This is a genomic window from Streptomyces sp. NPDC038707 (assembly GCF_040636485.1).
Lineage (GTDB): Bacteria > Actinomycetota > Actinomycetes > Streptomycetales > Streptomycetaceae > Streptomyces.
Window position 1 is genome coordinate 1 of the sequence record NZ_JBEZUP010000050.1, and the last position, 19378, is coordinate 19378.

The 19378-nt window shown below is 70.6% G+C and carries 12 protein-coding genes; 5 read left to right on the forward strand and 7 right to left on the reverse strand.

The features are described from left to right. Positions 1-418: 418 nt before the first annotated feature. The 5 genes from AB0E62_RS37270 to AB0E62_RS37290 all read right to left on the reverse strand — a co-directional run bounded on the left by AB0E62_RS37270 (position 419) and on the right by AB0E62_RS37290 (position 9898). A complete protein-coding gene (locus AB0E62_RS37270) occupies positions 419-904 on the reverse strand; it encodes a hypothetical protein (protein WP_362204629.1) in 486 nt (161 codons plus the stop codon). 29 nt (positions 905-933) lie between these two features. Beyond that, positions 934-7158 carry an RHS repeat-associated core domain-containing protein gene (locus tag AB0E62_RS37275; RefSeq protein ID WP_362204703.1) on the reverse strand — a complete coding sequence of 2075 codons (6225 nt, stop codon included), beginning with the start codon at positions 7156-7158 and terminating at the stop codon, positions 934-936. Positions 7159-7546: 388 nt separating this feature from the next. Further along, positions 7547-7891: a LysR substrate-binding domain-containing protein gene (locus AB0E62_RS37280; RefSeq protein ID WP_362204632.1), complete on the reverse strand. Its 345-nt coding sequence runs from the start codon at positions 7889-7891 to the stop codon at positions 7547-7549. A gap of 481 nt (positions 7892-8372) precedes the next feature. After that, positions 8373-8792: an iron-sulfur cluster assembly protein gene (locus AB0E62_RS37285; RefSeq protein WP_362204635.1), complete on the reverse strand. Its 420-nt coding sequence runs from the start codon at positions 8790-8792 to the stop codon at positions 8373-8375. Then, positions 8789-9898, reverse strand: a complete 1110-nt coding sequence (locus tag AB0E62_RS37290) for an amidohydrolase family protein (protein ID WP_362204637.1) — start codon at positions 9896-9898, stop codon at positions 8789-8791. The genes AB0E62_RS37285 and AB0E62_RS37290 overlap by 4 nt, the downstream gene beginning before the upstream one ends. A 136-nt stretch (positions 9899-10034) precedes the next feature. Here AB0E62_RS37290 and AB0E62_RS37295 point away from each other — a divergent pair, with 136 nt between their 5' ends. The 3 genes from AB0E62_RS37295 to AB0E62_RS37305 all read left to right on the forward strand — a co-directional run bounded on the left by AB0E62_RS37295 (position 10035) and on the right by AB0E62_RS37305 (position 13699). Beyond that, complete coding sequence (locus tag AB0E62_RS37295; RefSeq protein ID WP_362204640.1) at positions 10035-12239, forward strand: MMPL family transporter; 2205 nt, start codon at positions 10035-10037, stop codon at positions 12237-12239. Positions 12240-12452: 213 nt separating this feature from the next. Next, positions 12453-13085: a TetR/AcrR family transcriptional regulator gene (locus AB0E62_RS37300; RefSeq protein WP_362204643.1), complete on the forward strand. Its 633-nt coding sequence runs from the start codon at positions 12453-12455 to the stop codon at positions 13083-13085. Positions 13086-13204: 119 nt separating this feature from the next. Continuing rightward, positions 13205-13699, forward strand: coding sequence for an SRPBCC domain-containing protein (locus tag AB0E62_RS37305; protein ID WP_362204645.1), 495 nt, complete (start codon positions 13205-13207; stop codon positions 13697-13699). Between the two features lie 71 nt (positions 13700-13770). Here AB0E62_RS37305 and AB0E62_RS37310 read toward each other — a convergent pair whose 3' ends face one another. Both AB0E62_RS37310 and AB0E62_RS37315 read right to left on the reverse strand, forming a co-directional pair. Beyond that, positions 13771-15003, reverse strand: coding sequence for a cytochrome P450 (locus tag AB0E62_RS37310; protein ID WP_362204648.1), 1233 nt, complete (start codon positions 15001-15003; stop codon positions 13771-13773). A gap of 54 nt (positions 15004-15057) precedes the next feature. Then, complete coding sequence (locus AB0E62_RS37315) at positions 15058-16317, reverse strand: FAD-dependent oxidoreductase (protein WP_362204706.1); 1260 nt, start codon at positions 16315-16317, stop codon at positions 15058-15060. 283 nt (positions 16318-16600) lie between these two features. On the opposite strand from AB0E62_RS37315, the gene AB0E62_RS37320 reads away from it, so the two are divergent. Both AB0E62_RS37320 and AB0E62_RS37325 read left to right on the forward strand, forming a co-directional pair. Then, complete coding sequence (locus tag AB0E62_RS37320) at positions 16601-17290, forward strand: hemerythrin domain-containing protein (RefSeq protein ID WP_362204651.1); 690 nt, start codon at positions 16601-16603, stop codon at positions 17288-17290. A gap of 58 nt (positions 17291-17348) precedes the next feature. After that, complete coding sequence (locus AB0E62_RS37325) at positions 17349-19286, forward strand: HAD-IIIC family phosphatase (protein ID WP_362204654.1); 1938 nt, start codon at positions 17349-17351, stop codon at positions 19284-19286. Positions 19287-19378: the final 92 nt, after the last annotated feature.

Below are 19378 nucleotides of genomic sequence, written 5' to 3' on the forward strand. Positions count from 1 at the left end.
ATCAACCACAACCCACAACTGCCATGGTCCTTCCTCGCCCACACCGGCCTGACCATCCACCCACCACAGCCACTGAACTTACGAAAAGATCAGTAAGCAGACGCCTTCGACAACTGAAACGGCGGGGCCGGAAGCCAAAAAGCTGCGGGCCCACGACGCGGTGATCTCGCCGTGGCTGGTGTGATCACGGCGCCGGGCACTCGTGGACAGATCCCCGTTCACCGTGCTGAGCCTGCGGCAGTTAACCGAGGCCGCATGCCGGCCTGCACGGTTCAACGCCATGCCCACAAGACGTGAAGGTGGTCGGACGTCTGCGCGCTCGAACCCGGCTGCCCCCCACCACCGCCCCATGGCCGGGTAGCCATGGGGCGGTCGTATGTTTGACGGGTGAGGCTGTCCAATGTTCCTGTGCGGTCGGTTACTCGGACGAGTCACACGTCAGCTGACCATCGATGGCCTCTGCACTCATCAGCCCGTTGGTGGTCCAGTACTGACCATTCGGGACGTTCGCGGACCTGGCGGCGGCGGTATCGACGACCCCACCACCCCCGCCGTCGCCGCCCTCCTGGGTAAGGAGAATGTCCAGACGTCTCGGCAGTGGCTTCGGCTGTTGTCCCAAGCCGGGGTGTTCGTACTCGTCCGCCGCCCAGAGAGAAAGCGCACCGCGCTTGCCCTCTGGGCTCTTCGGGGTACGTGCCGCCCACAGCCGTTGTTCCGTGTCCCCGTCGAATACCTCGACCTTGTCCACGGTCTCCGTCGGACAGGTCGGAACCTTGATCGCCACCTGGGTGCCGTCGATTCGTATCCCTACCGCGAGGGGCGTGGGATCGGACAGCGCGTGTACGAAGAACTGCCAGGCCAGCACGGCTGCCACGATGACGCCCAGTCCGATGCTGGACAGCACCAAGGGCAGGAGCCAGGTCCGTCTCCTCTCTAGTGGCACGAGTATCCTCCGTCGCCGTAGTTAGCCCGTCGCTCCCACTTGTTGCGGCAGGGGTCCACACCGGCTCGGAGGTACATGTAGCCGAACCAGGCTCCGTAACGCCTCCACTGCTTGTCCCGGTGAACCTTCTCATGCCTCATGAGGGCTGCCCCCGGATGACGGTTGGAGGTGAAGAAGGTGGTGCCTAGCGTGGTTCCTCCTCGAGAGTGCATCAGCATGCCACCCGAGCACACTCGCATGCCGTACTGGTACCTGCACTTGTAGCCGAACCAGCGGCTGGCTCCTGCGGTGGCCTTGCCGATGAATCGGGCCTCTTGCCGGTTTTTCCATCGGTAGGCCCTGGCACCCCAGCTCACGGCGCGGTTGCGGAGCGGTTTCAGCCACCCCCACGCTTTGCCGTCGAGGTCGTACTGGTTGACCGGGTCGCCCGGGTATCCGTAGCGGTTGTCTCCCCCGCCGTAGACGGGATCGATGGACAGGAAGCGTCCGGTGGTCGGGTTGTAGAGGCGGGCGCCCATGAGGGTGGCACCGGTGATCGTCTCGCTGGACCGCTGTTTGGCGCCGAGCCAGTTGTAGCGGGTAGCCGGCTGGCCGGTGCGGGGGTTGCCGTATTCGTCGGAATCGAGGGCGACGGGTGCCTTACTGGCGTCCAGTGGGAGCTGGAGGGCTATGTCGCCGTGAATGGTGGTGAGCTGGAGGACTGTGTCGCCGGTCTTGCTCGTGGTGGCGGCCAGATCACCGGTAGCCGAGGTGACGTTGCGGGTCAGGGCGCCGGTGACGGTGTCCTCCACGATCCAGCGGGGACTGTCACTGTCGCTGGAGTAATGGTTGAGTTTGGCCTGTTCCTGGGTCCAGGTGCTGCCGCTGCCGTTTTCGATCTTCCAGGAGCGGAAGCGCAGGGCGGCGTCAAGCTGCCAGGTCTGGCGCTTGCCACCCGCGGTCTGCTGGTAGGCGAGATCGTTGGTGTAGTAGCCGATGACTGCTCCGGGCAGGGTGGTGGTGCGGCCGAAGGCGTCGTAACCGTAGCCGGAGTCGACGATGCGGTCGGCGCTGTCATAGGCGTGACTGGAGGCGGTACCTTCCGTAGTCGGGCAGTCGGCGCCGGGCGTGCCGGTCTCCGTGGTCTGGGACGTGCGGTTGGTGCGGTTGTCGAAGGTGTAGGTGCGCCGGGTGCAGATCGTGGCGGACGTGTCCTCGACGGCTGTCAGGCGCCCGGTGGCGTCGTACCGGTAGGTCTGGTCGGACCAGCCAGTGTGACGGGTGGCCTGGCCGTGGACGGACTCGGCCACGGTGTCGGAGTAGACGATGGTGCCGTCGCTGTCGCGGGTGTAGGTGCGGTCGGCTGCGGAGCCGGTGGTGTCCTCGGTCTGGGTGAGGGTGTAGCCGCCGGGCAGTTTCTCGGTGGCGACCGATCCGTCCGCGTCGTAGGTGGCCTTGAAGGTGCCGGCCACGGAGTCGGTCGTGCTGGTGACCAGGCCGCGGGGTTCGGCGGTCGTGTCGTAGGTGAAGGTGACCGTCGAGGGCACGGTGTCGCTGACCTTGACCGGCCGGTCCAGCAGGTCGTATTCGGTGGTGGTGGTGCCGTTGTCGGCGTCGGTGTAGGAGATCTGGCGGCCCAGCTTGTCGTAGGCCTTGGTGATGGTGCCGCCGGTGGACGAGACGATCTTGACCGCCATGCCGGTGGCCGGGTCGTACTGGGTGGTGGCCTCGGGCACGGCCTGGCCCACGCCGCCGGTGACGGTGACCATGCTCTGGCGGCCCGCGTTGTCGTACGTGGTGGTGGTCGTGCGGGTGGAACCGTTGGCGGTGTCCGTCACCTTGGCCTGGTTGCCCCACCAGTCGTACTCGGTGGTGGTTGTGGGCAGCTGGGCCGGGTTGGAGCCGCCGCCGGTGATCGCGCCGCCCGCGGAGACGGAGCAGACCAGGTCGGCCCACTCGGGCCGGCCGGCGCAGGCGCCGGTGCCGGTCGCGGACCAGTAGGTCGTCACGCGGGTGCCGGCGTCGGTGCCGCTGGCGCCGGGCAGGTACTGCTTGGTGACGCGGCCCTGGGCGTCGTACTCGGTGGTCTCCGTGATCGCCGCCCCGCCCGGGTCCTTGATCGTCTTGGTGGGCAGGCCCTTGGCCCAGTCGTAGACGGTCTGGGTGACGCGCATCTCGCCCTGCACACTCGGCTGTTCACGGACCTGGGCGCCGGCCGTGGTCTTGGTGACCTGGTCCTTGATCTTGGCGGTGCCGTCGGTGGGCCGGCCCTCGTCGTAGGTGTTGACCGTCCAGCTGCGAGCGGTGACCGGGGTGCCGGCCGAGGCCAGGACGGTGGTGCCCTGCTTGAGGTCGGCGGTCAGGTCGATACGCCGCAGGGGCCCGTATTCCTCCAGCTTCCGGATGCCGGTGTCGTTGTAGAGGGAGCGGGTGTCGAGCAGGTTGGCCCGCTCCGAGCTGGCCAGCTGGGCGATGCCGAGATCGGCCTGGGCAGCCTTGTCATCGGCGCTCACGCCCAGGGCGACGTCCCGGTTAGCCGCGGACAGCTCGCGCACCGTGTTGCCGAAGCGGTCGTACTCGGTGGTGGAGATGTGTCCGCCCGGGGTGGCGGAGTTGACCTCGCGGCCCGAGACGCCCAGGTAGTGGACGTCGGCCCGCTTGTAGTCGCCGGCCGCCAGGGAGCCGCCGGAGTTGGAGGCGGGGACGGCGTCGGCGGGCAGGACGGCGGTGGCGTCCGTGGGGACGTCCGTCTGGCCCCATGCCTTCACGTCCGAGGCGCCCATCTGGTACGGGGCGGCTGAGCCGGTCAGCGGCACGTCGTAGACGACGCTGGTGGTCGCGGTGCCCTGCTGGACGTCCGGGGTGCCCTGCTGGAGTCCGGCCCGCGAGGCCTTCAGCAGCATGCCCTCCCCGGCGGTGGCGGCGTTGCCCGCCTTGCCGTAGGTGAAGGTCCAGGGCAGTTCACCGGGCGGGGTGTACTGGGTGACCCGGCCGGCGGAGTCGTAGTCGTACTCCGTCTTCAGCGCCGGGCTGATCTGCGGGTTCCACGCCTGCCGCAGCCGGCCGGCGGTGTCGTAGGCGTAGGTCTGCACGGCCTTGGACGTGGCGGCGGACGCACCGGGCTCGGTGGACCACAGGCGGATTTCCTTGACCTGGTCCGCGAAGTCGCCGAAGGAGCTGGCGGTGGCCGTGGTGGTGGACGCGTACACGAATTCCAGGGCCCGGCATCCCTTGGCCGACGGCGTCGCGGTGCACGTGGCCGCGGACGCTGCCGAGGTCGGAGCGATGACTCGCTTGGGACGGGCCAGCTTCTTGTCGCCCACGGTCACCGTCTCGGAGACCACGGTGGTCGTGGTGTTGCTCAGGCCGTCCAGCAGGGTGCTGGAGACCTGCCAGGTGGTGGCGTCGGAGGACGGCTTGGTGAACTCGGTGACCGTGCCCTCGGTGTCGGTGAGGGTGAAGCTGCCGGTGACGGCTCCCTTGAGGGTCAGGTCCTCCGAGCCCGGCTCCGGTATCCAGCCGTTCTTGGCCGCGTTGGCGGTGAAGTAGGTCTCCCCGCCCTCGGAGTCGACGACGGCCACCGCGGTGTCGGAGATCTTGCGCAGGTTGCTGTAGTCGGACTCCGTCTGCTCCGCAGCGGTGCCGGCGACCCACTCCTTGCCGAAGATCGCAGCCTGGCCTTCCTGCTTGGCGCCCTTGTCCGGGACCCGGGACGAGGCCGTGCGGGTGGCGGTCAGGTCGAACGCCGAGGCGTCGGTGGCCGACAGGCTGTAGTCACCGGTCAGCAGGTTCACGCTGCCCGGGCCGACCTCGTCGGTGGCGGCACCGTCCGCGTTGCGGTCGACGACCACGGTCAGCGGCTCGGTGCTGCCCGAGGCACTGTTCGGCCCGGTGAAGTCGGCCTTGATCTGCACCGACCCGTCGGGGTTGACAGTGTCGGTGGTGTTCCAGACCAGTTTGGCGTTCTTGCCGCCCGTCAGCGGCACCGGCCAGGCGCTGACCGGCTGGCCGCCGGCGGTGACGTCCCCGACGGGGATCTTCACCCAGGCGTCAGCTTCCGAACGGCGCCAGGAGAAGGACACGCTGTCGTACGTGCCCGCCGCGGCCTCGGCCACCAGCGGCAGCCGGCGTGCGGTGCGCTCGCCCTCGCTCGGCTCGACGAACCCGCCCGGGCCGGCGTGGAAGGTGTACGCGATCGCCTCGGACTTGTTGTCCGCCTTGTCCACGGCCCGCACCTGCAGGGTGTGGGTACCGTTCTTGGGCGGGGTGACGGTGATGCTCTTGTCCGCGCTGGAGCCGCCGGTGGCAACCTTCGTCCAGGTCACACCGTCCAGCGACCACTCCAGCCAGTTGTGGTCGGAGGCCGGCGGGGTGACCGTGAACGTACCGGCCTGACCGGCGCCCTTGACCCACTTGTCCGACGGGTAATCCGTGGTCGTGATCTTCGAGGGGGCGGAGGGAGCCTTGGTGTCGACGGTGAACGTCTTCCACGCCGACCAGCCGGTGTTGTAGTGCGTCCCGTCGTAGGGGTTGGTGCGGAACTTGTACGTCTTGCCGTCGCTCAGCAACCCGGCCGGCACCGTCACCGACGCCACCTGCCCGGACGGCACGTACTTCGACACCAGGACATTGCCGACCTGCGTGTTGGTGGCGCTGTCGTAGATCTGGAAGGTGCCGTCGACCTTGTCACCATCGGCGTCGACGAAGGTGTCACGAAGCGTCGGCGTCGTGGTGTTGACGACGTAGGAGCCGCTGTAGGAGAAGTACGGCGGGCCGGCCTCCTGCTTGGTGCCCGTGCGTGGCCGGTAGTTGTAGTTCACCACCAGCTTCGGCGGGTTGGAAGCGGCGTCGGCCGAGTTGACCCGCTTCCACTGGAAGACGTCCGACTCATCCGAGGCCTCCAGCCCCATGTGGCCACGGGTGGCCTTCGCCGACGCCCACTCCTGCACCAAGCCCGTCACATCGGCCTTGATCCAGCCGTCCGGCTGCGTCGAACACCCCGGGTTGCCGGCCGTCTCGGTCGACGTCGCCTTAATCTCCGACCGTACCGGCTGCGAGGTCCAGCGCGAGGAGGTCGAGGCCGCACCAGTCGACCGCACCACCCACGGATAGGCCTTGCAGTCGGTGTTGCCCGAGTGGAAGTTCCACAGGGACAGCTTCGCGTCCAGAACCAACGCGTCCTGGATCGGGGCGGTGTTCCACGAGACGAACGACCGCGCGGTACGCGGCGTCCCGTCGGCGTTCTTGGTGCCCGGGTTACCGAAGTCCAGCTCGGTGTCGGTGGACCAGTCGACCGTCTCGCCCTGCTGCACATAGGTGTCGAAAACGTTCGACAGCGAGGAAGTGGACGGATCGACGGTGACCGGGTACTGCGTCTTGGCAGAGGCCAGGAACTCCTCGTCCGGCGTGATCACCAGGTCGACGGCGCCGCCCTGGCGCTGCACCACCTTCAAGCCGACCTTCGCCCGGTGCGTGTGCTCACCGGACCGCTTGGCGACCGACGCATCCCACATCACCGGAGCCGGCATCACAGCCTGCTTCTTGCTCTTCTTGTCGGTGAACTGGACGCTTCCGTCCTTCAACTGCCGGACGTTCAGGCCCCGGGCCTTCAACGGCAGCGTGTAGGAGTACCCCCGCGCACCGGGACGCTCGTTGATCCGGACGTACTGCTCGAAACCCGTCCGGGTCGCCTCGACGATCACATCCCCGCCGGGAACGGCGCCGCCGTAGGTAGCACGGTTGCCGTCCAGCACCGGCTTGGGCAAGCCGCCCTTCCACTGCAGGGTGATCTGCTGGTCGCCCTCTCCGAGAGTCACCAGGTCCCGCGCACCGGCCGTCTTGCCCTGCGACAGCGCGGTCAGCCGCTTGCCGCCAGGCTTGGCGAACACCAGCCCCCGCGGATGGGCCTTCGGCTCAACGGACCCGTCCGGCCTGCTCACCAGGTCCAGGTCAACCGCCCGCCACTGCCCGGTCGCCTCATCCCGGAAACGGACGGGCCCTGCAGACAACTCCGTGGTCAGACTGCCGTTGGCGTTCACCCAGGTCGTCGACGTCTCAGACCGCTCGGACAAAGCCTCCACGCGCTTGCCCGACAGACGCGCCAGAACACGCGCCGACGGTATGTCCGCTGCCGACGTGGCGTAGTGCTTCTCCTTCGCCGCTGAACGGGACTCAGCCGCATACGCCGACGCCGGAGAGATGACGCCCTCGGCTCCCTGCAGCACGGTGACCGCCATCGTGGCGGCCAAGGACACCGTGATCCCCCGTGCCCATCCCCGTCGCGGATCGGGCCAGATGCGACCGCGTCCAGCCCCCATCCTTCGTCTCATCACTGTCCTCAAGCTCCGTAACTAGCCCACCAGTTGGGTCAGCCACCGGAACTTAACCGATCGTGATATAATGCAAAATGGCACATAAAGGAAACTTATAACCTTTTACAGTTCCTTCAAATTTGCAAATTTTATGTAAAGCCAATGCAGGGCCACCCCCAAGGAGACCATTCCGGCCGCAGGTAACGCTCGGAGGGGGGTGTTGGTGTGCCGGGTGCTTGCTTCTGGACGGGCATGGAGTTGGTCTGGACGGCGATGCGCAGCTCGGCCCCGGCGCGGCTCGCCGCCGCGTCGATCAGGGCACGCAGCGCGTGACCGGAGGCCGGCATGACGAGGGACGGTCGGCGGCCTCGGCGAACGGGACCGGCCGGTCCGACCGCAACCCGGCCGACACGGGAGTGACCACCCACAGCCGTTCGCGCACCAGCGGGCGGGTGTTCGGCGAGGGCGTGTTGTCCAGGTTGTACAGCAGGCTCAGGTCCAGGTCGCCGTCGTCGAGCCACTGCTGGAGATGCCCCGAATAGGCCGTCATCAGCCGCAGTTCGAAGCCCGGGTGGTCGCGGGCCACGGCGGTCACGAGCGCTTCGGCCAGCAGGCCGGTGGTGCTCTCCAGCAGGCCGACCGTGACGATGCCGGTCACCGCGCCGGGATGGGGCCGCACCTCAGCGCGGGCCCGCTCCAGCTTCGTTCAGGGCGCGCCGGGCACGGTCCACCATGATCGCTCCGGCGCCGGCAGCGGGCATCTACGGCGGGGCGTATTTTGTGGTCAGTCCGCCGCAGGAGTGACCGATAGCGTGGTCGCCGAGTTCGCCGGCCGGGGACCCTTGACACCTCGCCGTTGCCGTACTTCTCCGGCAAGAGGACCCAGTGCGTGTCGGTCTGGAACTTGTGGTCGATCGTGTCGATCACTGCGGGTGCGGGGAGCAGACCGGCGCCGGGAAGTCCCGCGTCCTCCAGGCGGGACTATCCCTGCGGGCACGGGGAGCAGGCCGCGATGTTCTGCGCGCGCTGGCGGTGGAGGGGACCGTCCCCGCACCCGCGGGGATGGCCCCAGGGCCGGGCTCGGCGGGATGATCGGGTTCGGCTGCTCCCCGCGCCTGCGGGGATGGTCCCGGGCCGGTTCACAGCAGGGGCAGGATGCGGCGGTCCTCGGTGCGGGCGGTGGCGAGCAGTTCGCGGCCCTTGTCCGTCATGAGTTCCGGGCGCCACAGGGTGCTGCCGTCGAGTTCGACCGTGACGGCGCTGACTCCCTCGACGGCCCCCGCCTTCTGCTCGATCGACTGCATGATGGTCGGCACCGCCATGCAGAACGGCGCCGTGAGGCTGATGCGTACCGTCGCGTGCCCGTCGGGGGCGACGGTGACCTGGCGGATCAGACCGAGGTCGACGAGGCTCATGGGACGCTGCCAGGACTGGCTGCAGGGGTCGTAGACGTCCGTCAGCGCCCTGTGGACCCGCTCCGTCGTGTCGGTGACCGTCGTGTCGGTGGCCGTCGTGTCGGTGGCCGTCGTGGTGGCGGTCGCCTCGTGGGGTGCGGTCATGACGCGTCCGCCCACTGCTCGGGGCGCATGTCGCGCCAGTTCGACCACATGGCGCGGTTCCCGCCGTGCTCCGCGCGGGCCTTCGCGAACTCGTCGTCCTTGATCCGCTCGGCGGCCTGCGGCAGGTCGATGCCCGCGATCCGCGCGTAGTTGCCGGCGAGGAAGGCGGCCCGCTGCTCGTGCGTGATCTGTTCCAGGCCGTAGCGCTCCAGGATCCGGTCCGAGAAGGTCAGGCGCGCTAGCTTCTCCAGGACGGGTTGGGGGTGGAAGTGCAGGGCCCCGGAGGCGTAGATGATTTTCTCGGCGCCGCCGAGGGAGATCATCTGGGCCAGGGCCTCCTCGACGTACCCCATGCCGTGGGCCAGGATCGCGGAGGTGATCTCCAGGTTCGCGTAGACGTTGGGCAGTCGCATCAGCGCCATGGCGACCTCCTCCACGAACGGCGGCAGGCCGGCGTGGACGATCTCGAAGGAGAGGTCGATGTGGCGGATGGCGACTGTCTCCAGGTCGTCGATGCCGAAGGGACCCAGCGGCACGAGACCGTTGGGCACGATCTTGTGCAGGGCGATGATCTTGATGCCGAGCTCCTTGGCGAGCTCGAACAGCGGCGTGAACTCCGGGTCGTCCAGACGCCAGCTGAGGTCCGGTGAACCGGCGTTGGGGTACATCTTGATGCCGATGGTGCCGGGCACCTGGGCCACCTGCTCGCGCAGATCGCGCAGACACGCCTCGATGCCCATGGCCGGATTGATCCCCGCGTAGGGCACGATCCGGTGCGGCCACCGCTCGGCCAGTTCCCGGTTCTTCTCACCGTTGCACAGGCCGTCCTCGAACACGGCGTCGATGCGCAGCCGGTGGTTGACCGCCATGTCGACGTCCGACTCGGTGAACAGCGTCCGCACGAGCAACTCCGGCGGCCAGTCGGTGCAGAAGACCTGGCGGGGGATGGCGGAGCCCTTCGTCGCGAAGCGCTCGTGCATGCCCCAGAGCATCTCGCGCAGGGCGAAGGCGTGCAGGTTCGGGAACTCCCCGTCCTTGCGCAGGTTGTCGTCCGCCACGTTGTACGGGTGCACGGTGGCGTCAATCACGAACATGTTGTCGATCAACTGGGTCTCCCGTAACGGCGGTCGGCGACCGGTCCGGTCGGCCGGAGAAGGCGTGAGGGGAGTGTGCGCGGGCAGCCTTCAGCGGGACTAAAGCGCCCGGCGGGACCCTTCGCTCACCGACGGAAGGTGACCTTCGATGTTTTCTGCCCTGGGCTCCGCACTGCACGCACGGCGGCGCGTCGGCCTGTTACTGGCTGGGCTAGCCACCCTCCTGGCCGCTCTGTTCGGCGGCTCGGTGGAGAGCAAACTGACCAACGGGCTGTCCGACTACGACGATCCCGGCGGCGCCAACGTCGCGGCGCGCCGCATCATCCAGCAGGCCACCGGCGTCGACGCCCAGCAGGGGTACGCCGTCCTCGTCCGCACCGACGCGGCGATCGACCCCGACGGTCCGCTGCCCGAGTCCGTCGCGGCCGCGGTCGACCTGCTCAAAGGCCGGCCCGAGATCAAGAGCGTCGTCGACTACGCGTCGGCGTCCAACCCCGCCCTCGTCTCCGACGACGCCCACAGCACCGTGGTGCTCGGCAACGTGGGACCCATGACCGAGAAGGCGACGGTCGCCGCCGAGAAGGAGCTCCAGGGGGCGATCGAGGACGATCCGGTCCTGCGCGACCACGCCTGGCTCGGCGGCGCGACCCCCGGCCACGTGCAGGTCGACGACGTGTCCACCAAGGACCTCACCAAGGCGGAGACGCTCGCCCTGCCGTTCATCCTGATCGCGCTGTTCCTGGTCTTCCGCGGGGTGGTCGCGGCGCTCGTGCCGCTGGTCGGTGCCCTCGTCACCCTGATGATCACGTTCGCGGGGCTGCGCATCCCCACCCTGTTCATGGACGTGTCGTCGGGCTCGCTGAACCTCGCCTTCGCCCTCGGCCTGGGCCTCGCCGTCGACTTCGGGCTGCTGATGGTCTCCCGCTACCGAGAGGAACTCGCCGCGCACGGGCCCGGTGCCGAAGCCGTGCGCCGCACCGTCGCGAGCGCGGGCCGCACCGTCTTCTTCAGCGCCTTGACCGTGGCCGCCGCGCTGGCCGCGATCACCGTGTTCCCGCAGCCCTACCTGCGGTCGATGGGTCTGGCCGGTGTGATCACGGTGATCGCGGCAGCCCTGTTCGCGCTGCTCGGACTGCCGGCACTGCTCGCCGTCCTCGGCACGCGCATCAACGCGCTGGCGCCGCGCAGCTGGCAGCGCAACGGCGCGACCCAGGTGCAGGCGGGGCGGCGCTGGCACCGGATCGCCGACGGGGTGATGCGCCGGCCCGTTCTGGTCGCCCTCGCCGCGACGGGCATCCTGCTGCTGATCGCCGCCCCGGTGACGGGCATCAAGTTCACCGGCGCCGACCCGTCCACGCTGCCCGCCTCCACCAGCGCCGGACAGGTGTCGCGGGTGCTGGAGAGCGACTTCTCCAAGCCGCCCGCCGCGCCGCTGCAGATCGTGCTCGACACACCGGCGGCGGACGGCCGGATCAGGGCCTACACCCGCGAGGTCGCGGCCGTCGAGGGTGTGGAGTCGGTGTCCGGACCGGTCCGGCTCGACGACCGGCACTGGGAGATCGACGCGGTGCTCGGCGGTGCCCCGCTCGGCACCGGGGCCAAGGCCGCGGCGCAGCGGGTGCAGGGCCTCGACGCGCCGGTCCCCGCCCGCTACACCGGGACGACGGCCGACTTCCTCGCGCAGAAGGCCAGCATCGGCGACCACGCACCGCTCGCCGCGGCGGCCCTCGCCGTGATCACGCTGCTCCTGCTGTTCGTCTTCACCGGGTCCGTGCTGCTGCCGCTGAAGGCGCTGGTGATGAACACCCTCTCCACGGCGGCCGCGTTCGGCTTCCTCGTCTGGGTGTTCCAGCACGGCAACCTGGGCTTCGCCGCCCAGAACGGCATCGAGGCGACCACCCCGGTGCTCGTCCTCGCACTCGCCTTCGGCCTGTCCACCGACTACAACGTCTTCCTGCTCGGCCGCATCAAGGAGGGCAGGCAGGCCGGTCTCGACGACCGCGCGGCGGTGGCCGAGGGACTGGCGCGCACCGGTCCCGTGGTCACCTCCGCGGCGGCCCTGTTCTGCCTGGCGGTCGGCGCGCTCGCGCTGTCCCGCCTGGTGTTCGTGCAGGAGCTGGGACTCGGCACCGCGTTCGCCGTGCTGATCGACGCGACCGTGGTCCGCGCCCTGCTGGTGCCCTCCCTCATGGCACTGCTCGGCGGCGCCAACTGGTGGGCGCCCGGCCCGCTGCGCCGCCTGCACACGCGCCTGGGGCTCGACCGACTGGAGGCGGAGCCCGCCGCCGCCCCGGCCCCGGGCGAGCGTCCGGCGGAGCCGCTCGACGGGCGGCCCACCGCGCGGGTGACCTGACCGGTCCCGCCCGCCCGCCGGCCCGGGTCCCGCACACCCCGCGGGCCCGGGCCGGCGCGTGTCGTGGGCACGCGAGGGAGCGGAACACGCCATTTACGCTACGCAGGTTGCGTAAATGGGGAGGCGCTGCCTACTCTGGATAACGAAACGGACGTATCGAAATGTGCCGTGAACACCGAGCCCCCCCGCCCCCGACCACAAGGAGCAGCCCCCGTGACCACCCTCGCGCGCAGAGGCCGCCCCCGCAGCGAGGACGCCGACGGACGGATCCTGCGGGCCGCCCAGGATCTGCTGACCGAGCGGGGGTACGACAAGTTCGCCATCGACGAGGTGGCCGCCCGGGCCGGCGTGGCCAAGACGACGCTTTACCGCAGATGGCCCACCAAGGACCACCTGCTCGTCGCGCTCGTCGCCCGGATCCAGGAGGAGGTGGAGGTCGCCGACACCGGTGACCTCCGGCGGGACCTGACCGTCTACCTCACGGCCGTCGCGACCGGCCTCGACCGGATGCGCCGCGTCGGCCGCACCGCCGCGGGAGAGGCCGACCGGTCGGCCGGGGTCGTCGCCGAACTGGTGGCGGCCGCCGCCCGGCACCCGGACGTCGGCGACGCCGTACGCGGGCTGTTCGCCCGGCGCAACACCCTGCCCCTCCGCCTGCTCGACCACGCCCGCGAACGCGGCGCGCTGCCCCCCGGCACCTCCTCCGAAGTGCTCTTCGACCAGCTGGCCGGAGCCCTCTACTACCGGCTCCTGATCACCGGGGCGCCGATCGGCGCCGACTACGTCGAGGAACTCGTCGACCAGGTGCTGACCGGGGCCACCACCCCCCACCCAGAGAGGACCTGACCATGTCCGCCGGTTCTTCCGCCCCTGTCCGCACACACGCCCCTTCCGCACCGCACGCCGCGCAACGACCCACCGGGCGCCGGCGCCGCCGCCGGATCCTGTTAGCGCTGGCCGGATTCGTGACCGTGCTCGGGGGCTACGCGGTGTGGACCAACACCCATCCGGTCCAGCTGAGCGCGTCCATCGAGATCGAGGCCGCGCCCGAGCAGGTCTGGGCGGTGCTCACCGACCTCGACGCCTACCCGCGGTGGAACCCCTTCATCACGGAGGCCGCCGTCACCTCCGACGACGGCCTGCGGCCGGGCGCGACGATGCGCAACCGGCTGGAACAGAACGGCGAGACCAGCACGTTCACCCCCACCGTCCTCGAGGTGAGCGCCGGCCGCGAGCTGCGCTGGCTGGGCAAGATCGGTCCGGGCTGGATCGGCGACGGCGAGCACCGCTTCGTCATCGAGCGCACCGGACGCGACACGGTCCGCCTCACGCAGAGCGAGAAGTTCTCCGGTGTGGCGGTGCCCTTCGCCACCGGCAGCCTCAAGAACGACACCCTGCCCCAGTTCCGGGCGATGAACAGCGCGTTGAAGGAGCGGGTCGAGCGGCTCGCCGCACGCTGATCGCGGGAACCGGTGCGGACGGGGGGCCCACGGCATCCGCCGCAGGCCCCCGGTTCACGCGCCCGGCCGGGTCACCAGGTGACCGGCAGCGAGGAGATGCCGTGCACCAGCATGCCCTCGGGGCGCCGCAGTTCTTCCTCCGCGACGGCCAGGCGCAGGGTCGGGAAGCGCTCGATCAGCGAGCCGATGGCGATCTGCAGCTCCGCGCGGGCCAGGCCCGAGCCGATGCAGTAGTGGGTGCCGTGACTGAAGGCGAAGTGCGGGTTGGCCGGACGGTCGAAGTCGATCGTGTCGGGATTCTCGTACTGACGGACGTCCCGGTTGGCGGAACTGAGGCTCGGCAGGACGGCGCTGCCCTTGGGGATCGTGACGCCGCCCAGTTCGACGTCCTCCAGGGTGATCCGCAGCAGTGCCTCGTTGCCCGGCGGGTGGAGCCGCAGCAGCTCCTCCACCGCGGAGTCGATCAGGTCAGGATCCTTGCGCAGGCGCTCCAGTTGCTCGGGGTGGGTGAGCAGCGCGACCACGCTGTTGGCGATCTGGTTGACCGTGGTCTCGTGGCCGGCCACCAGCAGGCTGATGCCGAGGAAGATCAGCTCCTCCTCCTGCAGCCGGTCGCCGTCCTCGTCGTGGATCGAGACCAGCGCGGACAGCAGATCGTCCCCGGGGTGCTCGCGCTTGGCGGCCACCAGCTCCGCCAGATACGTGCGCAGGGCGATCTGCGAGGCGAGCATCTCCTCCTTGGACACGGAGGTGGTGGCGAGGAACACCCGGGACCACGCCGCGAAGTCCTCGCGGTCCTCGAAGGGCACGCCGAGCAGTTCGCAGATGACGGTGACCGGGAGCTGGAAGGCCAGCGTGGGCACCAGGTCGACCGGCGGCTCCAGCTCCGCCATGGCGTCCAGCAGGGCGTCGGTGTGCTCCTGGATGCGGGGGCGCAGCGCGGCCACCCGGCGGGCGGTGAACTCCCGGGAGACGAGCTTGCGCACCCGGGTGTGCTCCGGCGGGTCCATGTTGAGCAGGCTCTTGAAGTTCTGCGGCGCCGCGGCGAGCCGGGGCGCCCCGGGCTCCAGCGTCGCCGCCCGGCTGAACCGGGAGTCCGACAGAGCGGTGCGTACGTCCTCGTAGCGGGTGAGCAGGAACGCCCGGTCGCCGCTGGGCATCCGCACCTGCGCGACCGGGTCCTCCTCGCGCAGGTGCGCGTACATCGGGCACTGGGCGAGCCCGGGCGGCTGCTCGAAGGGGTACGCGAGAGGGGCGGGGCCGGTCGCGTCCGCGGAGTCGGGCACTTCGGGGCTGAGGGGCATCGGGAGTCCTGTCCTTCGCGTTCGTCGAGGTCTGTGGGCGCAGCGCGGGGCGGTTCAGACGCCGGCCGGTGTTGCCGGCACCGGGGCGACGTCGAAGGGGCGGGCCCGGTCCGCCTCCTGGAGCGGGTAGTAGATGCCGGAGAGGATCCGCCGCTTGAGCGGGGCGCTCGCGTTCACCAGGCGGTACGCGGCCCGGCGCAGCAGCACCGGCAGCGGGCCGGACAGCGCGAACGCCCGTTCCTGGCGCAGCTGCAGCGCCCTGGCCCGGGCCACCGGTGCCTCGCGTTCCTCCTGGAAGCGGAGGGTCGCCCGGTCCAGCGCGGCCGCCCGGTCCTCGGCGCGCAGCGCCGGGGCCACCAGGCGGGCCAGTACCGCCGCGTCCGTGATGGCGTGGTTGACCCCCTGGCCGAGCACCGGCGTCAGGGTGTGCGCGGCGTCGCCGATGAGCACCAGGCCCGGCCGCGACCAGCGGGGGACCACCGTGGTGAAGATGTCCAGCATGGACGTGTCCGACCACGTGGTGACCGCCGTGCGCACCTGTGCGGAGATCTCTGGCGCGAGCTCGTCCATCCGCGCGTGCAGCGCGCCCACGCCCTGGGCGCGCAGCTCCTTCAGGCCGCCCTTGGGGATGTTGAAGCCGACCCGTACGAGGTCGGGGACCGTCGGGATGAACAGCCCGTGCCGGGCGCCGCGGATGCGCACGCGGTAGGTGTGGCCGTCCCAGACGTCGGGCCGGGGCACCTTGAACCAGACGAAGTCCCGCTCCAGGGGCTGCTTCTCGTACCGCAGGCCCGACATCTCGCGGACCTTGCTGAACCGGCCGTCCGCCGCCACCGTCAGCGCCGCCGGGATCTCGAACTCGCCGTCGGGGCCCTTGCAGCGCACCCCGGTGACCGTCGAGCCGTCGCGCAGCAGCGCGACGGCGGTGGTGCGGCGCAGCAGCCGGAAGCCGGGCAACTGCTCGCCCTGGGCGGCCAGCGCCTCGAGCAGCGGCGGTTGCGGCAGCTCCATGGGGAACGGGCACGGGCGGTCGTAGTCGGCGAAGTCCGCGCGCAGCACGGTGCGGCCCTGGTCGGTGATCTCCATCCGGCGGGTCTCCAGGGTCTGCTCGCGCAGCCCCCGCAGGATCCCCATCCGTTCCAGGAGCCAGACGGAGTCGGGGGAGATGGACTCGCCGCGGAAGGACCGGTCGAAGCGCGCGCTCTGTTCCACGACGACGACGGACACGGACCTCCGCGCCAGTTCCAGCGCGAGGGTGAGCCCCGCGGGCCCCCCTCCCACCACACAGACCTGTGCTTGCCCCGCCCTTGTCATCGCCACTGCCTCTCCACGGACGTGATGGACACCCAGAGCCTGCGGGGCGGGGCTAAAGCGCCGCTTGCGGTCGTGCGCGCACGGCGTTCGCCGGCGTCCGGCGGGGCGGCCGGGGCCCGCCCGATCCAGCCGATTACGAAACGTGCGTTGCGTAATCGCGGGAGGCGCTCGTACCCTGAATAACGAAACTCTCGTAGCGAAAATGCGGGCACAAGAACCGCTTAAGGCCGGCCGGACAGGATCCGGCGGCAACGTACCGACCACGAAGGCCAGGGTGAGAAGGATGTCGGCCAGCAACGGACGGGGTGCGCCGGACACCGGGGAGATGGTGGTCGTGCACCGCCTCTTCCTCCAGGAGTACGCGGCGGCGGTGGCAGTGGTCCGCGCCGTCGCCCCCGGCGACACGGCGCGCGCCGCCTTCGTCGCCGCCCATCTGGCGGCACTCGGCCAGATGCTGACGGAGCACCACCTCGCCGAGGACGAGCTGGTCTGGCCGCGGCTCGCGGCCGACCCGGCCGTCGACGCCCGCCTCGTGGCCCGGATGGAGGAACAGCACGAGCGGATCGCCGACGCCCTCGGCCGTCTCGAACACGCCCTGCCGCGGTGGGCCGACCGGGCCGAGCCGGGCCTCAGGGACGAGACGGCGGACGCCTGCGCCGCCCTGCTGCCCGCCCTGGAGGAGCACCTCGGCGACGAGGAGCGGTACATCCTGCCGCTGGTCCCGGGCCGCTTCACCGCGGCGGAGTGGGCGCTTTTGAGCGAGCGCGGCCGGGCCGCGGTGCCCAAGCCGCACCGGCTGTACATGCTCGCCGCGCTGGGCGAGGCCGCCGGGACCGACCGCAGGGACGAGTTCCTCGGGCGGCTGCCCGGGCCCGTCCGCCTGCTGTACCGGGTGACCGGCCCCCGGCTGCGCCGCCGCACCTGGAGCCGCCTCAACGGCGGCCTCACCGAGAGCCGCGTGGCCGCGGCCTGAGCGCCGCGGCGCTCAGGCCGACCGTCAGACAAGCCAGCAGCGAAGCGAGGAAGAGTCCGTGAGCGCACCCGTGGCGACCAGGCCCGCTCCCACCGACCGCGCCGAGGCGCTCGACCGCATCCGTACCCTGCACACCGAGGGGCGGCTCGCCGAGGAGTTCCCCGAGGTGTGCGCCCTGCTGGCCGCACTCGCCCAGGGGCCCGCGGCCGCGGCCGACCTGGCCCGCGCGGGCCGGCTGCTCGCCCGGGTCGACCCCGCCCGCATCCACGCCGCGCACCCCGACGCCCGGCCGCTGAACGTCACGGTGTCGGGACACGGCACGCTGGACGCGCTCACCGGCCCGCTCACCGCCGAACTGGCCCGCCACGGCATTCCGCTGCGCGCCACCCACGGCGAGCACGACGGCTGGCGGCGCGATCTGCAGGACACCGCGGGAGCGCTGTACGCCGACGACACCGACCTGTCGCTCGTCGTGCTCGACGCGCAGCTCGTCTTCGACGAACTCCCGCAGCCCTGGCGGGTGTCGGACGTCGCCGACGCCGTCGCGGCCAAACTCGGCCTGCTCGAGCGGCTCGCCGGGACGTACGTCCGCGACGGCTCGGGAACCCTCGTGCTCAACACCCTGCCACTGCTGCCCGGGCACCTGCGCCAGCTCGTCGACCACCGTTCGCGCACCGAACTGTCACTGCTGTGGCGGGAGTTCAACGCCGGAGTGCTGCGCATCGCGCTGGACCACCCCCGGGTGCACGTGGTCGACCTCGATCCGCTGATCGCCGAGTCGGGCCCGGCCCGCGACAGCAGGCTCGCGGTGTACACCAAGGAACACCTCGGCGGGGAACTGCTCGGCCGGTACGCCCGGGAGGTCGCCCACCTGGCCCGGGCGCTGCGGGGCCGCACCAAGAAGGTGCTCGTCGTCGACCTGGACCACACCCTGTGGGACGGCATCCTCGGGGACGACGGCCCCGACGGCATCGCCGTCGCGGGGACCTACCGGGGCGAGGCCTTCGGCGCCTTCCAGAAAGCGGTGCGCCAGCTGGGCTCCCAGGGCGTCCTGCTCGGCGTGTGCAGCAAGAACGACCAGGAACCGGTGGAACGGGTGCTCGCGGACCACCCCGACATGGTGCTGCGGCCGGACGACTTCGTGCGGATCACCGCCAACTGGCGGCCCAAGGACGTGAATCTGCGGGAGATGGCCGCACGGCTCAACCTCGGCACCGACAGTTTCGTGTTCGTCGACGACTCGCCCTTCGAGTGCGGCCTCGTCGCCACCTCCGTACCCGAGATCGCCGTGGTCCGCCTCGACGAGGAGCCCGCCCTGCACATCGACCGGCTGCTCGCCGACGGCTGGTTCGACGTCCGCGAACTGACCGAGGCGGACCGGGGCCGGGCCGGCCAGTACCGGGCCGACGCCGGACGCCTGGAACTCCTCGACAGCGCCGCGTCGACGGAGGACTACCTCCGGGCCCTGGACGTCCGGGTCACCGTCGCCCCCGTGACCGAGGCGGACGTGCCCCGCGTCTCGCAGCTCACCCTGCGCACCAACCAGTTCAACCTCACCACCCGGCGCCTCGACACCGACCAGGTGCGGGCCCTGCTGGACTCACCGCGCCACCTGGTCCTGGCCGTCCGGTCCGCGGACCGCTTCGGCGACAACGGACTGGTCGGCGCGGTGTTCGCCGAGCGCGGGCCGGACGCGCTGCGCATCGACAACGTGCTGCTCAGCTGCCGGGTCTTCGCCCGCGGCATCGAACAGGCCGCCCTGGCCGCGCTGCTGGCGCACGCCCGGGACACCGCGGCACCGGCAGTCCTCGCCTCGTACCGGCCCACCGCCAAGAACGGCAAGGTCCGCGACCTGTACCCGTCGCTCGGCTTCGAGACCGTGCGCACGGGCGACGACGGCGCCCTCGACTTCCGCCACGACCTGACCCGACTGCCGGCGCGGCCCGGCCACGTCACGCTCCACACGGCCTTCACACCGGCCGTGACTCTCCCGTAGCACCGTACCTCTCGGACCACCCGGCTCCGGCCGGGGACCGGCACCGCCCCGGCGTGTCACCATCCCCCGCCACGCCCGGGCCCGGCCGGTCC